General features: G+C 29.2%; 10 protein-coding genes and 1 other RNA gene. 6 read left to right on the top strand and 5 right to left on the bottom strand.

Features of this window, described 5'->3' with window-relative positions; all coding sequences use genetic code 11:
* The first annotated feature begins 351 nt into the window (after nucleotides 1-351).
* The 3 genes from B3603_RS01980 to B3603_RS01970 are packed head-to-tail and all read left to right on the top strand — an operon-like array spanning nucleotide 352 to nucleotide 4,391.
* Nucleotides 352-930: a TerD family protein gene (locus B3603_RS01980; RefSeq protein WP_291560086.1), complete on the top strand. Its 579-nt coding sequence runs from the start codon at nucleotides 352-354 to the stop codon at nucleotides 928-930.
* Nucleotides 931-957: 27 nt separating this feature from the next.
* On the top strand, nucleotides 958-1,566 hold the full coding sequence (locus B3603_RS01975) for a TerD family protein (protein WP_291560084.1): 609 nt from the start codon (nucleotides 958-960) through the stop codon (nucleotides 1,564-1,566).
* A 41-nt stretch (nucleotides 1,567-1,607) separates the two neighbouring features.
* A complete protein-coding gene (locus B3603_RS01970) occupies nucleotides 1,608-4,391 on the top strand; it encodes a calcium-translocating P-type ATPase, PMCA-type (protein ID WP_291560081.1) in 2,784 nt (927 codons plus the stop codon).
* Nucleotides 4,392-4,469: 78 nt separating this feature from the next.
* Here the strand turns inward: B3603_RS01970 and B3603_RS01965 are convergent, their stop codons facing one another.
* The 5 genes from B3603_RS01965 to B3603_RS01945 form a co-directional block, all read right to left on the bottom strand.
* Nucleotides 4,470-5,273, bottom strand: coding sequence for a hypothetical protein (locus B3603_RS01965; protein ID WP_291560079.1), 804 nt, complete (start codon nucleotides 5,271-5,273; stop codon nucleotides 4,470-4,472).
* On the bottom strand, nucleotides 5,270-6,364 hold the full coding sequence (locus B3603_RS01960) for a cysteine protease StiP family protein (RefSeq protein ID WP_291560078.1): 1,095 nt from the start codon (nucleotides 6,362-6,364) through the stop codon (nucleotides 5,270-5,272). The genes B3603_RS01965 and B3603_RS01960 overlap by 4 nt, the downstream gene beginning before the upstream one ends.
* Before the next feature lie 17 nt (nucleotides 6,365-6,381).
* Nucleotides 6,382-7,716, bottom strand: coding sequence for a phosphoribosyltransferase domain-containing protein (locus B3603_RS01955; RefSeq protein ID WP_291560075.1), 1,335 nt, complete (start codon nucleotides 7,714-7,716; stop codon nucleotides 6,382-6,384).
* Entirely contained in the window at nucleotides 7,676-8,752 is a 1,077-nt protein-coding gene (locus tag B3603_RS01950; protein WP_291560074.1) for an HpcH/HpaI aldolase/citrate lyase family protein, read from the bottom strand. The genes B3603_RS01955 and B3603_RS01950 overlap by 41 nt, the downstream gene beginning before the upstream one ends.
* A 394-nt stretch (nucleotides 8,753-9,146) precedes the next feature.
* Nucleotides 9,147-9,560 carry a RidA family protein gene (locus tag B3603_RS01945; RefSeq protein WP_291560072.1) on the bottom strand — a complete coding sequence of 138 codons (414 nt, stop codon included), beginning with the start codon at nucleotides 9,558-9,560 and terminating at the stop codon, nucleotides 9,147-9,149.
* Nucleotides 9,561-10,496: 936 nt separating this feature from the next.
* On the opposite strand from B3603_RS01945, the gene abc-f reads away from it, so the two are divergent.
* The 3 genes from abc-f (at nucleotide 10,497) to ssrA (ending at nucleotide 13,756) form a co-directional block, all read left to right on the top strand.
* Nucleotides 10,497-12,128, top strand: a complete 1,632-nt coding sequence (abc-f, locus tag B3603_RS01940) for a ribosomal protection-like ABC-F family protein (protein ID WP_291560069.1) — start codon at nucleotides 10,497-10,499, stop codon at nucleotides 12,126-12,128.
* 530 nt (nucleotides 12,129-12,658) lie between these two features.
* Nucleotides 12,659-13,126 carry an SsrA-binding protein SmpB gene (gene smpB / locus B3603_RS01935; RefSeq protein ID WP_291560067.1) on the top strand — a complete coding sequence of 156 codons (468 nt, stop codon included), beginning with the start codon at nucleotides 12,659-12,661 and terminating at the stop codon, nucleotides 13,124-13,126.
* Between the two features lie 299 nt (nucleotides 13,127-13,425).
* Nucleotides 13,426-13,756: a transfer-messenger RNA gene (gene ssrA / locus B3603_RS01930) on the top strand.
* The last annotated feature ends 637 nt before the right edge of the window (nucleotides 13,757-14,393 follow it).

Below are 14,393 nucleotides of genomic sequence, written 5' to 3'. Positions count from 1 at the left end.
CTATTTTCCATCATACTGCGTTGTCAGAACCCGCCCATAGCTCCACTATGAGCAGAACCTGACGCCTTGTCTGATGTAAGGCATATTCAAAAAAATAACTAGTCAGTATGCTCACCTATTTTGTATCATACTGCTTCGTCAGAACTCCATGATAGCTAGCCTATCATGAAAACCTGTCTCCTTGTCTGATGCAAAATATGTTTCGCATCTTTAACTAGTTATTTTATTTCATATGCCTAAAATATACTAACATCTTTGATCTATTATTTTCTTTCAGATGCCTAAAAGATACTTAGCTCAAGTATCTTTCTTCATATATGAAGGTTATGTGGCCAATGAGGAGGAATAGAAATGGGAGTAATGTTAAAAAAAGGACAAAAAGTTGACTTAACTAAAGGATATCCTAAATTAACAAAAATAATAGTAGGCTTAGGATGGGATACTAATTCATATGACGGAGGATATGATTTTGATTTGGATGCTGCAGCTTTTTTATTATTAAGTAATGGAAGAGTTTCAAAAGATGAGGATTTTGTATTTTATAATAATTTAAGTCATGAATCAGGTTCCGTACTTCATATGGGAGATAATCTTACAGGAGACGGTGAAGGTGATGATGAACAAATAACAATTGATTTAAGTAAGATACCATCAAATGTTGAAAAAATAGCTTTCACAGTTACCATTCACGAGGCAGATATAAGACGACAAAACTTTGGACAAGTATCTAATGCTTTTGTAAGAATTGTTGATGCATCAACAGAAAAAGAGTTACTTAAATACGATTTAGGAGAAGACTTCAGCGTAGAAACAGCATTAGTTGTAGCAGAGATATATAGATATAATGGTGAATGGAAATTTAATGCAATAGGCAGTGGTTTCCAAGGAGGATTAGAAGCTCTTTGTAAGAATTTTGGAGTGAATGTATAGAAAACTTAACAAAAAGAGGTGAGACATATGTCAGTTAATTTGCAAAAGGGACAAAAGGTTAGTTTAACTAAAGATAATGCTTCATTATCTAAAATTATAGTAGGTTTAGGATGGGATGCAGCAGAAAGTAAAAGTGGTGGATTTTTAGGAGGACTTTTTGGAGGAAAATCGGTAGCAAACATAGATTGTGATGCTTCAGTATTTATGTTAAACCAAAATGGTAAATTAGTAGGTAATAAGAGTGTGGTGTATTTTGGAAATCTAAAAAGCTCTTGTGGCGGAGTAGTTCACACTGGAGATAATCTTACAGGAGATGGCGATGGAGATGATGAGCAAATCATTGTTGAGTTAAATAAAATTAGCCCTAATATCCATAGATTGCTATTTACTGTAAATATATATGATTGTATAAAAAGAAAACAAGATTTTGGTATGATAAAAAATGCCTTTATAAGAGTAGTTGATGCTAAAACAAGAAAAGAGCTAATAAAATATAATCTATCAGATGACTATAATGGTAAGACAACACTATTAGTTGGAGAATTGTATCGTCATGATGGTGAATGGAAATTTTCTGCTCTAGGTGAAGGTACAAATGATACAGGACTTCAGGACATTGCAAATAGATTAAGATAGTGTATTTTAAAAATTTAGAAGATTAATAAAGAGGTGTAAAAATGAAATTCTTCAAAGAGTCAAAAGAAGAGGTCTTGAAAGAATTAGATGTGGATTCGTCGCAGGGATTATCTAATGAAGAAGTTAAAAAAAGAATTGAGAAATATGGACATAATCAATTCACTAAACAAGAAGAAGGTAGTCTTTGGGATGATATTAAGGATGCAGTAACAGAACCTATGATGATAATCCTTTTAATTGCTGCTGGTATAAGCGCATTAATAGGTGAATATCATGATGCAATTGGAATTATCTGTGCTATATCATTAGGTATTACTATTGGAATAGTAACAGAGGGAAAATCTAAAAAAGCAGCAGAAGCTCTAGCTAAAATGACAGAAGATATTGAAGTTAAAGCAATTAGAGGTGGAAAAATACTACAGGTTAATAAAAGTGAACTTGTACCTGGAGATATAATCATGGTTGAAACTGGTGATATGGTACCAGCAGATGCTAGATTAATTGAAAGCTTAGATTTAAAAGTAAGAGAAGATATGTTAACAGGAGAGTCAGATGACGTATCTAAAAATGCAGACAATATAATAGAAATGGAAGTTATAGAGTCTGAAGGAAAAAATATAGTTCAAGACCCAATTCCAGCAAAACAAACTAATATGCTATTTGGGGGTACTCTTATAGCTTATGGAAGAGGTAAAGCTGTATTAACTTCAACAGGAGATAATACAGAAATGGGTAAAATTGCAGCTAGCCTTGTAGAAGATGATGAAGAAACTCCTCTACAAATTAAGCTAGGAGAATTAGGTGGACAAATTTCGAAGATATCTAGTGCTATAGCAGGATTATTATTTATTGCTATGGTTGCAAAAATGATATTATCAGGTGCATTACATATAGATACTTCAGGATTTATGCCATTTTTAGATTCTATAGGTCCAGTTAAAACAGCATTTATAGTATGTGTTGCTTTAATAGTTGCAGCAGTTCCAGAAGGACTTCCAACAATGATAAATATGACATTAGCAATAACAATGCAAAAGATGGCAAAGATTAATGCTCTTGTTACTAAAAAGGAAGCTTGTGAAACAATAGGAGCTGTAAGTGTAGTATGTTCTGATAAAACAGGTACATTAACACAAAATAGAATGACAGTAGAGAAAGTTTATTTAAATGGAGAATTTGTTGAGAAATCCGAGTTTACTAATGATAATTTCTTCGTTGATAACTGTATTGTGAACTCTACAGCAGATATTGAATGTGAAGGTAATTCATTTAAATATTTAGGAAGTGCTACTGAGTGTGCATTACTTCTTTGTAATGACCCACATAATTATAAAGAAAAAAGAGAAAGTGCTGAAATAGTACACCAAATACCATTTACTTCAATGCGTAAGAGAATGGTAACTATTATGAAAAGTGGACAAGATTCTGTACTACTTTCTAAAGGAGCACCAGAAATTGTTTTAAGCCTTTGTAAGTATGAGCATATTAACAATGAAACAAATGAACTTACAGAGAAAAGAAGAAGTGAAATTTTATCAGAAATAGAAAAATTACAAAGTCAATCAATGCGTATTTTAGGATTTGGTTACAAATATATACAATCAGAATTGGCAGAGGTTGCAGTAGATACAATGGCTGCAGACCAATTTGAGGAAAATCTAATATTTACAGGCTTTGTTGGAATTAAAGACCCGCTAAGACCAGAAGTTAAGGAAGCTGTAGAAACAGCTAGAAAAGCTGGAGTACAAACTAAAATGCTTACTGGAGATAATATTAATACTGCAGTGGCAATTGGTAAAGAATTGGGAATAGTAACTGATAACATGAGAGCTGTTGAAGCAACTTTTATTGATACTTTAAGTGATGAAAAACTTAGAGAAGAAATAAAAACAATTGCAATAGTTGCTCGTTCAAAACCAGAAACTAAAATGAGAATAGTTGATGCTCTTCAACATAACGGAGAGGTTGTTGCAGTTACTGGAGATGGAATTAATGACGCGCCGGCATTAACTAAGGCAGATGTTGGAGTAGCAATGGGTATTGCTGGAACAGAAGTTAGTAAGAATGCAGCAGATATAATTCTTACAGACGATAGTTTTGGTACTATTATAAAAGCTATTAAATGGGGAAGAGGAATCTATGAGAACTTCCAAAGATTTATCCAATTCCAAATCACAGTTAATATAGTTGCCTTTCTTATAGCTATTGTTTCTCAGCTTACAGGTCATGAAATGCCATTTACAACTATTCAATTATTGTGGGTTAACATTATAATGGATGGTCCACCAGCATTAGCATTAGGTTTAGAGCCAGTAAGAGATAAGGTGTTAAAGAGAAAACCAGTTAATAGAAAAGCTAATATAATTACAAAGCAAATGTTAACTACTATAATATTAAATGCATTATATATAACAGCATTGTTATTTATTCAAATGAATTTTAATATTTTAGGCGCTGAAGTAGCACCTGCTTCAGCTAATGGATTTGTACCTAATGAAATGGAAACCGTGTTATTTGGTATATTTGCATTTAGTGCATTATTTAATGCCTTTAACTGTAGAGAATTTGGTAAAGATAGTATAATACCAAACTTTACAAAAAATAAAATTGCTCTAAGAATTATAGCAATAACTGCTATAGGACAATTAATACTTACAGAAGTGTTTAAAGATTTCTTTAGTGCAGTAGCATTAAGTCCAATGATGTGGTTAAAGATTATTGGATTATGTTCAACAATTGTAATAGTTAATGAATTAGTTAAATTAGTACTTAGAACATTTGGGGCAAAAGAAGATATGAATATAGAAGGTAAAATTTCAGCTTAATAGAAATTTTAGTTTTTATAATTTTACATTTAAAAAATAACAAAAAAGTAGCTGTTAAAAAACAGCTACTTTTTTTATTTAAATATGACTAAGGACTTTTTCTAATATTTCTTCAGAAGCTTTAACTCCTATATTTTCAGTAATATAAATATTTTTATAGTTATCAATTAGTAGTTTTTCTCTCATTGAAGAATGTTTAGGTACCATTCCAACAGTAGAATTTACAAGCATAGGTAGATCAAATTCAGAATCTCCTGAACTATATAAATCGTAGTCATTTTCAATTTCCATTATATACTCAAGAGGTGAATATTTGTTTATACATAGTGGAATTATATATAATTTTCTACCATGAATTATTAAAGTGTAATCACTGTCTAAACAAATGGTTTGGGCCTTTTGGATAAGAGTATTATCTAAAAGGCTTTTATCTTTTAAAATAGCACATAAATATAGATCTTCACAAAGGGAATAAGATTCTATATAAGAGCTATTGATTAGAAAATTACAATACTTTATCATCAAAGTTAAAGGTGGAATTTTATTTAAGTTTTCTTTTATAATTTTATCCCAACTATGAAGAGGAACACCATCTTTAAGTATAACTCCACCATTACACATAACAGCATACTTAGGAACTACTTTTTTATTAAATAGTTCTATTCTTTTAAACTGATGTTGCACTCTTGTGGTAATAGGAATAAAAGTTATTTTTTTATTTACTTCATATAATAAATTTTCAATTTCCAAGGAAACATATGAAGTAGGTGAATTATTTTTATATTCAGCCACCATAAGATTATTCATATTACATTTTTTAAATTCTTTAAAAAACTTATTAGAATATATAAGTGTTCTATCTAAATCTGAAGCATAAATCATCTTTTCATCTCCATAATAATTCCACAACAACTGTAAGACATATCTTTATAAACCATTATAGGAACCCCTCTATCTTCAGCAAGTTTATATATATGGATAAGATCTGGATTATCTAAAGAATCTACTAGTATTCTCCATGGTACCCTTCTAAGTAGCACTCTAGTGGTTTCTCCAATACCAGGTTTAATATGATTGATATTTTTAATATTAAATAATTTTTTTATACGATTTACCTCAGAAAGTCCTCTATAATCTACAGTAGTATCCTTCTTATTTATACCAAAACCCTTTTCAACTGACGTTAATTCATTAAAACATTTAGATATTTCATCAATAAAGAAATTTGATACATCAATGTTTGACCATTCACTATAAAATTTAGTACCATGAAAGTCATCTTTAAAGATAAATTTATCATTATGAACTGTTCTGCTCACAAGACCGGATACCGTAGAATTAAGACAGGCACTAGGAATTAGAAAATCATCTCTTGTTCCATATATCTTTGATGCATATGCTGGATCAGAAAGAACAGCAAGAGCTGGATCTAATTTAATTCCATATTCCTTATAAAAGTCATTACAAGAAGAAATTAAAGTATCTTGAATAACTCCTTTTCCAGTCCAGCCATCAATAAATTGTATATTACAGTTTGGATGATTATCTATAATATATTTTATAGCATTTTTATCTACGCCTTTATCTCTAATTATTGAAATGCTGTAATGTGGAAGATCTAATTTATACTTTAGTTTTATATATCTTTTTATTAAAATTCCAATAGGGGTACCAGCTCGGGCAAGGGATACTAAAACTAAATTATTCATATTTTTATTTAAAATTTTTTCACTTACTATTTGAATTAAATTAGCTATTTTATTCTTTGAATGTTGCAGAGTACTATAGAATATATTCATATACTCTTCACTAGGATGATATTCAATAGGCAGCATTTCTGAATAATGAGTACCTGAATCCATTGCTACCTCTCTTGTTAGATTATTCTCTTCTTTAATTAATTTACTAATATCTTTTAATAAGAATATTACATCAGAAATATTATAACTTCCAGAAAATGTAGTATAATTCATCATATAAACCACCTTAATTAGCTTTTAAAGGATACAAAGATAACCTTTAAAATTCCTAAGTTCTTTAATTTTTCTAATAAACTTTCTTTACTTTTGTTATCTAACGGTCTTTCAGTGAAATAAATTAAGTTTTTATAAGTTCCACTAGGAATATTATAAATATAATTTTTATTAGATTTATTAAATAGTGAATCCATTTCTAGTTTATTTTTTATCCCATAGAACTCATAGCTATTATCACAATATATTGGACTTATAGTAGATGAATGAAAAAGTACATTATCTCCTAAATTACAAGCTACAAGGCTTGGCATAAATATAAACTCTTCATGTCCAAGGCATAAAGTAGGGCTATCATCAATTTTATCTTTAATTATTTCCGTAATTTTCTCTACTTCGATGGATAAATTACTCCAATCACAAGAGGTCATGCCAAATCTGCCACTATATCTATGAAATCCCTCTATATTTTCTTCATGATCTATGAGTACTTCCTCAGAAGAAATTGTATTATCTAAAGTTACAATATCAGTTCTAACTTCAGTTACTTCACCAGATTTTTCACAATTAAAATTTCCCTTAATTAGAGAAAATGAAGATAAGTTGATATTATCTATATCATTGAAAAGTTTTAAATTATCAGCACTCCTCCAATCTAAAATAGATATAATAGAAAAATTATTACATTTTAGATTATTATTTAGTTCTTTTATAAGATTCAATGAAGTTTTACCAGTGGTAATTTCATCATCTACAAGTACAATTTCATCACAATTCATAAGTAGCTCATTATTAAGAGGATACATAAGATGATCAACAGCATGAGAATGTTCCTCTTTAAAAAGACAATAGGATTTTAATGAAAGTAATTCATCTCTAGTGGTTTGAATATAATAAGCATTTTCAAAAGAAGATGCAACAGCTTGTCCTAAAGCGGTAGCTGTTTCAGCGAAGCCTATAAATAATATTTTTTTATTTAAGGTTAATTTTTCACTTAAAATATGCAAGCTATCTTCTGAAATTTTATTAATGGAAGTAGTATTAATATTTATTAAATCTTCAACTAAAGTCTCTATATTATTATCTTTTATATTATTCTTTTTAGAAAAATAATCTCTTGCAAGAATATTTCCTACAAGTCTTAAATTATATGGTGACATAGGTATATGTTTTCCAATAACCTTGCTAACAAATAAAAAACTTCTTTTAGGATTTTTTCTTGCTGCTACAGAAAATAAGGCATTGTAGGGAATATTATATTGATTTTCTGTTATTTCTATATCTAACTGTAATTTATTTTGTATATTAAAGTTAAGATGATCTTGACAGTATGTCTTTGTAAGTAAATTCATTATTTAAAACCCCCATAATCTTTGCTCTAAGTAAAATATTTTTAGCCCATATTAAATGAGGCTTAACTTCATTCATTTTATTATTAAAACTGCTCTTTAATACACCATTGCTAGAAGAATCAACTATTTTTTTAGCATCTATATAGTCTTCATAGGTAACAATATATAGAGAGTTGACTACATTTACTTGCTTTGGATGTATTACCACTTTACCAGTTAAACCATTTATAATATCTAGATGCACTTCTTTAATAAGGCCAGATAATACATCTATATTATGAATATCATAATATTCATGTACAACTCCTGATATTACAAAGCCTTCTGGTTTAAATATATTTATAATATCGCTTATACAATCACTAATGGATACTACATCATAGATAGTATCACCAATTCCACGCCTAATTCCTAAAATTCCACATAAATCTGTTCCACCAATTCTTATGTTTAGTACATATGAATTATACTTTTTTAATATATCCCTAATTCTTATAAGTTCATTAAATCTATATTCTTTGTATAGAATTTCATAGGATTCTAAGATTGGCATTCCATAAAGATGTGTATTATTTTCCAAGTTATACTTTTCTAACTTATCAAAATATTTTGCTCCTATGAAAGCTGTGAATTTTGGAAAAACAAATCCGCAAAGTGCAGATTTAGGACAATTCTTAAGACAGAAGTCAAATTGATTAACATTTCTAACTCTTATAAATAAAAGAGGAAGATCCTCTAAAGAAATTTCACCTTTTGAAAGTTTAGTTTCTATTTCTATAAATGTTTCAATAAGATTTTTTTCTGCTATAGCAACATTTGAATCGGATACAGCATCTTCTAAACAAATTATTATAGTATTTGCTCCTAACTTTTTTTGAACTAATATATTATTAAATAAATTTTCTTTTAGAGGATTTATGTAAAGTGTAGCACCTAAGGAATGAGATAATATTTCCTTTGAAGAATGTAATGAATATTCTTCTGGTGGAATGAAAAATATCTCTTTGTAATTGTCTATATGTCGAAAATAATTCATGTGATAACCTCCGTCTAGTTAAGGCAATTTTTATGTGCCTAAATAATTAAAAATATAACGAACTTCTATAATTACTATAATATAATATTTGCTTAATTAATATAACTAAAATATTCTAGATTTAAAAATATATTATTAGGGGGTATGGAGTAAAATAACTATAGATATATAAGTAGACTATAATGTAGTACATATTTTTTAATAGTGAGTAATTAAATGGATGGATAAGCAAGGAGGATAACACCTAGAATATAAGAATGACAAATAAAATATGGCATATAACATTCTTAAAATGCAAATTAAGGGAAGTCACAAATAAAGTGACTTCCCTTAAAAATTTATATATTATCAATACTATTTTAAAACAGCTCATTTTAATATTTATATTTAGTTATTATTTAGCTGCCCAAATGTCTATTTCAATTTTTAATTCTGGTAATCCTAATGCTGTAATATAAGCAATTGTCATTGATGGTGAGGGCACATTAAATAAACGGTTCCATAAATCATCAAAGTAATCCCAATCAATTTCTTCAGTTGCCCAGATATTAACTTTTACAACATTTTCAGGCGACAAATTTTGGCTTTTTAACAAATTGGAAATGTTGTTTAAGGTATTTTTAACTTGTTCATTAAAATCCTCTGGAATATTTTCATTAATATCAATTCCAATCTGTCCAGAAAAGCTATACCATTCGGCATTTTTAGCAATACGTGTTACATGGCTGTAGCTGCCAACTGGCTTAGGATATTTTAATGGGTTTAACCTTGTAACTACTTTTTCATTATTATTTATACTATTCTTCATCTCTATTACTCCTTTAAATTCAATAGAATGTTCAAGTAAATTTAATATCAAATTATTTTGAACATAATCTAACTATTTTCTTTTATTATTACTTGTATAAATAGGAATAAATGGGCATAAATACCCATAATTAGGCATAGTTATCCCTTACCCAATAATTTTAAAAGAAAACAGCAGTCGAGTATCCAATACCGAAAGATAAAGTCTTTATTGATCTTTTTTTCATTTGAATACCCTCCCCTAAATTTATAGTTAGTAATAGTATACTAATACTTTCCAATTTAACATAAAAATTTTCAATAGTCAATAAATCATATGCTTTATAAAAAATTGGTAATGCATTGCTAGTAAAGACAATAATTCAAGAGATTAATCTAAGAAAGAATTAATTTTTAAATATTTATTGTTATAATTTTTATAAAATGGTATAATACTAAGTGAAATATTATGATTAAAGAAAAGGAGGTCGCAAGTATATGATAAATATTGCAAATTTAACTATAAGATTAACAATAACTAAAAATACAATATTAAATGGAATTAGAAATAGCGACCCGATGGGCTTTAATTGTAATATAATAATTTAGAGTTAAATTGTTATTGTGATTATAAATGTCACGGGCAAAATAAAGTTCCGTGACTTTTTATATTATATATTAGCTTTTAAAAGCGATATACATCTGTAATTTACGTACATAAGAAAAAAGGTCATGGATTAATCCATGACCTTTTTTCTTTTTTAATATTACTATAGATAAGGAGGTGAAAATAATGAAAAGATATGAAGAAGTAGACGTTAAAACCATCTAGCTAGCTCATTTGGTGGTTAAAAATCCAAGGACCTAGGTTTTTAGCCATTTAAAATTAGGTATCTTCAAATTTTAGATACTTAAATGGGTTACAAAATCATCAAATGAGCAATAGGAGAGGGTTAAAATGTTAGTACAATTAAATAATGTAGGAAAAAGCTTTAATGGAGAAATTTTAATTTCAAATATAAATTTAAAGGTTGAAGAGTCAGAAAAAATAGGCTTAATAGGAGTTAATGGTGCAGGTAAATCTACACTATTAAAAATGATCTATGGAGATCTTTCACAGGATGAAGGAGAAATAATAAAGTCTAGAGGAAAAACCTTTGCTTATTTAAAGCAGGATAGCGGTTTGAATTTAGAAAACTCTATTAAAGAGGAGATGCTTTCTGTATTTAATGAACTTTTAAATGTAGAAAAAGAATTAAGACAATTAGAAAAACTTATGTCCTCACAAGAAGTTATTGAGGATTATGAAAAATTAGAAAAAATTATGAAGAAATATTCATCTAAAACTGATTATTTTGTTATGCAAGGTGGATATGAAATAGAAGCAAAGATTAATACCATATTAAATGGAATTGGATTTAAAGATTTTGATTTAAATATTAAAGTTTCAAAGCTAAGTGGGGGACAAAAAACAAAGCTTTCCTTAGCCAAAATACTTTTAAATGAGCCAGATTTATTAATGTTAGATGAGCCCACAAACCATCTTGATTTGGAAGCTTTAAATTGGTTAGAAGGTTATTTGAAAAGTTATAAAGGTGCAGTTTTAATAGTTTCTCATGATAGATATTTCTTAGATTCTACAGTTTCTGTTATATACGAAATAGAAAGAGGAAAATCTAAGAGATATACTGGTAACTACTCAAAGTATGTTTCTCTTAAAGCAGAGGAGAAGGAACTTCATATAAAAAATTATGAAAGACAACAGGAGGAAATAGAAAGACTTCAAACTTTTGTTGATAAGAATATAGTTAGAGCTACTTCTGCTAAAGCAGCTAAAAGTAAGAGAAAAGCTATAGAAAGAATGGAGAAAATAGATGTGCCTCTAGGAGACTTAAAAAAGGTTAATATGAACTTTGAAATTAAGAATAAATCTTATAAAGAAGTACTGCAACTTAAAGAAGGTATTTTATCTGTAGGTGAAGGAGAAAATAAAAAAATACTCACTGAAGATTTAAACTTTGACCTTACAAGAGGAGATAGAGTAGCATTAATAGGACCTAATGGAGTAGGGAAAACTTCATTATTAAAAGTTTTAATAGGAGATTTACAGTTAGAGCATGGTTCAATTAATTGGGGCAAAGATATCCATATAGGTTATTATGATCAAGAACATGAAAAGTTAAATCCTAATAATACTATATTAGAAGAAGTGTGGGACGATTTTCCTAATATAAAAGAAAGCAGAATACGTGGAGTATTAGGAAGATTTCTATTTTCAGGTGAAGACGTATTTAAAAGAGTAGGAGATTTAAGTGGTGGAGAAAAATCAAGGGTAGCACTATCTAAACTTATGCTTATAGAGGCAAACTTGCTACTTTTAGATGAACCTACAAACCATTTAGATCTGCAGAGTAAAGAAGTATTAGAATCTGCTTTAAAGGACTATGAAGGTACAATTTTATTTATATCTCACGATAGATATTTTATAAATAAAATTGGCAATAAAGTAATGGAACTTACAAAAGAGGGAGTAAAATGCATTAAGGGAAACTATGACGATTATTTATTAGAGGCATCTTTAAAAAAATAACAGAACAGTATATTTAGTCTATTTTATATCATACTGTGTCGTTAGAACCTACACATAGCACCACTATGAGTAGAACCTAACTCCTTGCCTGATAAAAAATATACTAATATCTTTGGTCTATTATTATTTTTCACATGCCTAATGCATCTAAATAATTAAATTTTTAGAAATGAATCTTTATTTATTTTAGTATGAATAAATAGAAGTTTATAGATAGATTAATACTTTATCAATGGAAAATTGACAATGGACGATTGACAATTGCGGAGGAAATTAGTTTTAGTCAAACTAATTTCTTTAATTGATTTTTTTACTAGCAATACAATTGCTAACTTTTAATAAGAAGTTACTGCGTAACTTCAAAAATAAATTAATTCTAAATTTCTCAGTAAAACTGAGAAATATCCATAATTGTCAATTGTCAATTCTCAATTGCAGAAATTGGTTTTACAGTAATTTTTTTAAATTGACAAAAAATAGTAGGAGTTATATAATTATTATCTAAAGAACATTTAAAAGCAGGTGTTGAAATGGCAAAGAAATTAGGAAACAAAACATTGGTTGAAAATAGAAAAGCAAGACATGATTATTTTATAGAAGAGGCTATGGAAGCAGGAATAGCTCTTGTAGGGACAGAAGTTAAATCTATAAGGGCAGGAAAGGCAAATCTTAGAGATAGCTATGCAGATATTAAAAATGGAGAAGTTTTTATAAAGAATATGCATATAAGCCCATATGAACAGGGAAACATATTCAATAAAGATCCATTAAGAGAAAGAAAATTACTTTTACACAAATATGAAATTGAAAAGCTTTTAGGATATACTGCTCAAAAGGGGTATACCCTTGTACCATTATCATTATACCTAAAGGATGGCAAAGTTAAGGTAAACCTAGCAGTAGTTAGAGGTAAAAAGGACTACGATAAGAGAGATGCAATGCTTGAAAAGGCTGCTAAAAGAGATATAGATAGACAAATGAAGGAGAAATATAGATAATTAAGAAACCTTTCTAATCTATCCATGAATTTCAGCTTGATATAAGGAGTAAAATCATATATCATAATCTATACAACCTACAAAACATACAGTTGAAACTTGGTCACGACAATTATAAAAACTATTAAAGAAATTAATTGGTCACAATTAATTTCAACATCAATTGTCAATTGTCAATTGTCAATTTTCCATTCTCAATTGTATAAGGTTGACATAACATACTAATTGCTATAAAATAAGTATACATCATAAAAATTAAATATAAACTGCGTTAAAAAAGCACATAACATGGGGGCGTACTTGGTTTCGACGGGGGTACGTGGCACCTGGGAAGCGAGTCGAGGGAGCCTGTGGGCCCGCGTTAAAAAACTACGGGAATAAAGATAAACGCAGAAGATAATTTTGCATTAGCAGCTTAGTCTGCTACGTTCTACCTTTGAGTACCGCGGCTTAGGATAGGGCGTCGACAGCGGTGAACCGAGTCTAGGAAAGCTTTGACTTAGAAACGGAAATTATGAAGCTACTGAAAGTGAAACCTGGTTGGTAGGGGTTCACTAGAGGGAATGTTAAAATACCAACTGCACTCGGAGATGCCTAGATGTGATGGCTTTCGGACAGGGGTTCGATTCGTAAAAGAGTCGCCTTTGAGAGTGATCTCAAAGTGAAAACTTGGCTTTATCGGTGAAACCTTAACACGTGACGGTGAAGGCAATACCGAGAGGTATGTGAGGAAACTCAACAGCCTTGTATCGACTTATAGGCTTCTAATCTAATAACTAAGTTAGCAAGAAGTACTAGGATGGAAGTTACAAACTAAACTACAACTTTCATAATACGCCAAGGAGCTTAAGATGAATTAAGTTCAAAATATAGTCAGCACCATTAGAAATAATGGAAGAGGGTGTCCCCTCGCCTCCACCATAGAAAAAATCCACAATCTTTAAGATTGTGGATTTTTTATTTTAAATATAAAAGTATATGTAATCTTTAAATTCACTGCCAAACCATAAGCTACGGCTCCACTAAATTGATTTTCCATTACGACTGTCACAGAAATAGATACTTCTAAAAGCCAATCTTGCCTTAAGAAGTATAACTATTCTGCTCCTAATGTCTATATGGAAAATAACTTTAGTTTCGCCTTCGCTTTATCAAGTTTAATATTTTGTAACAATCTAAGATATTTATATTAGAATTAGGTTTAATATATAGTAAGCATCATTAGAAATAATGGAGAAAGGTTTATCTCATCCATCCACTATGAAAT

The organism is Clostridium sp. UBA2485 (genome assembly GCF_002341865.1).
Taxonomy (GTDB): domain Bacteria; phylum Bacillota; class Clostridia; order Clostridiales; family Clostridiaceae; genus Clostridium_J.
The sequence above is the reverse complement of the archived record's forward strand: the minus strand, read 5'-3'. Positions and strand labels throughout refer to the sequence as shown.

Coding starts and splice junctions, on each gene's coding strand:
- B3603_RS01980 (WP_291560086.1), top strand. CDS start 352: ATGGGAGTAATGTTAAAAAAAGGACAAAAAGTTGACTTAACTAAAGGA.
- B3603_RS01975 (WP_291560084.1), top strand. CDS start 958: ATGTCAGTTAATTTGCAAAAGGGACAAAAGGTTAGTTTAACTAAAGAT.
- B3603_RS01970 (WP_291560081.1), top strand. CDS start 1,608: ATGAAATTCTTCAAAGAGTCAAAAGAAGAGGTCTTGAAAGAATTAGAT.
- B3603_RS01965 (WP_291560079.1), bottom strand. CDS start 5,273: ATGATTTATGCTTCAGATTTAGATAGAACACTTATATATTCTAATAAG.
- B3603_RS01960 (WP_291560078.1), bottom strand. CDS start 6,364: ATGAATTATACTACATTTTCTGGAAGTTATAATATTTCTGATGTAATA.
- B3603_RS01955 (WP_291560075.1), bottom strand. CDS start 7,716: ATGAATTTACTTACAAAGACATACTGTCAAGATCATCTTAACTTTAAT.
- B3603_RS01950 (WP_291560074.1), bottom strand. CDS start 8,752: ATGAATTATTTTCGACATATAGACAATTACAAAGAGATATTTTTCATT.
- B3603_RS01945 (WP_291560072.1), bottom strand. CDS start 9,560: ATGAAGAATAGTATAAATAATAATGAAAAAGTAGTTACAAGGTTAAAC.
- abc-f (WP_291560069.1), top strand. CDS start 10,497: ATGTTAGTACAATTAAATAATGTAGGAAAAAGCTTTAATGGAGAAATT.
- smpB (WP_291560067.1), top strand. CDS start 12,659: ATGGCAAAGAAATTAGGAAACAAAACATTGGTTGAAAATAGAAAAGCA.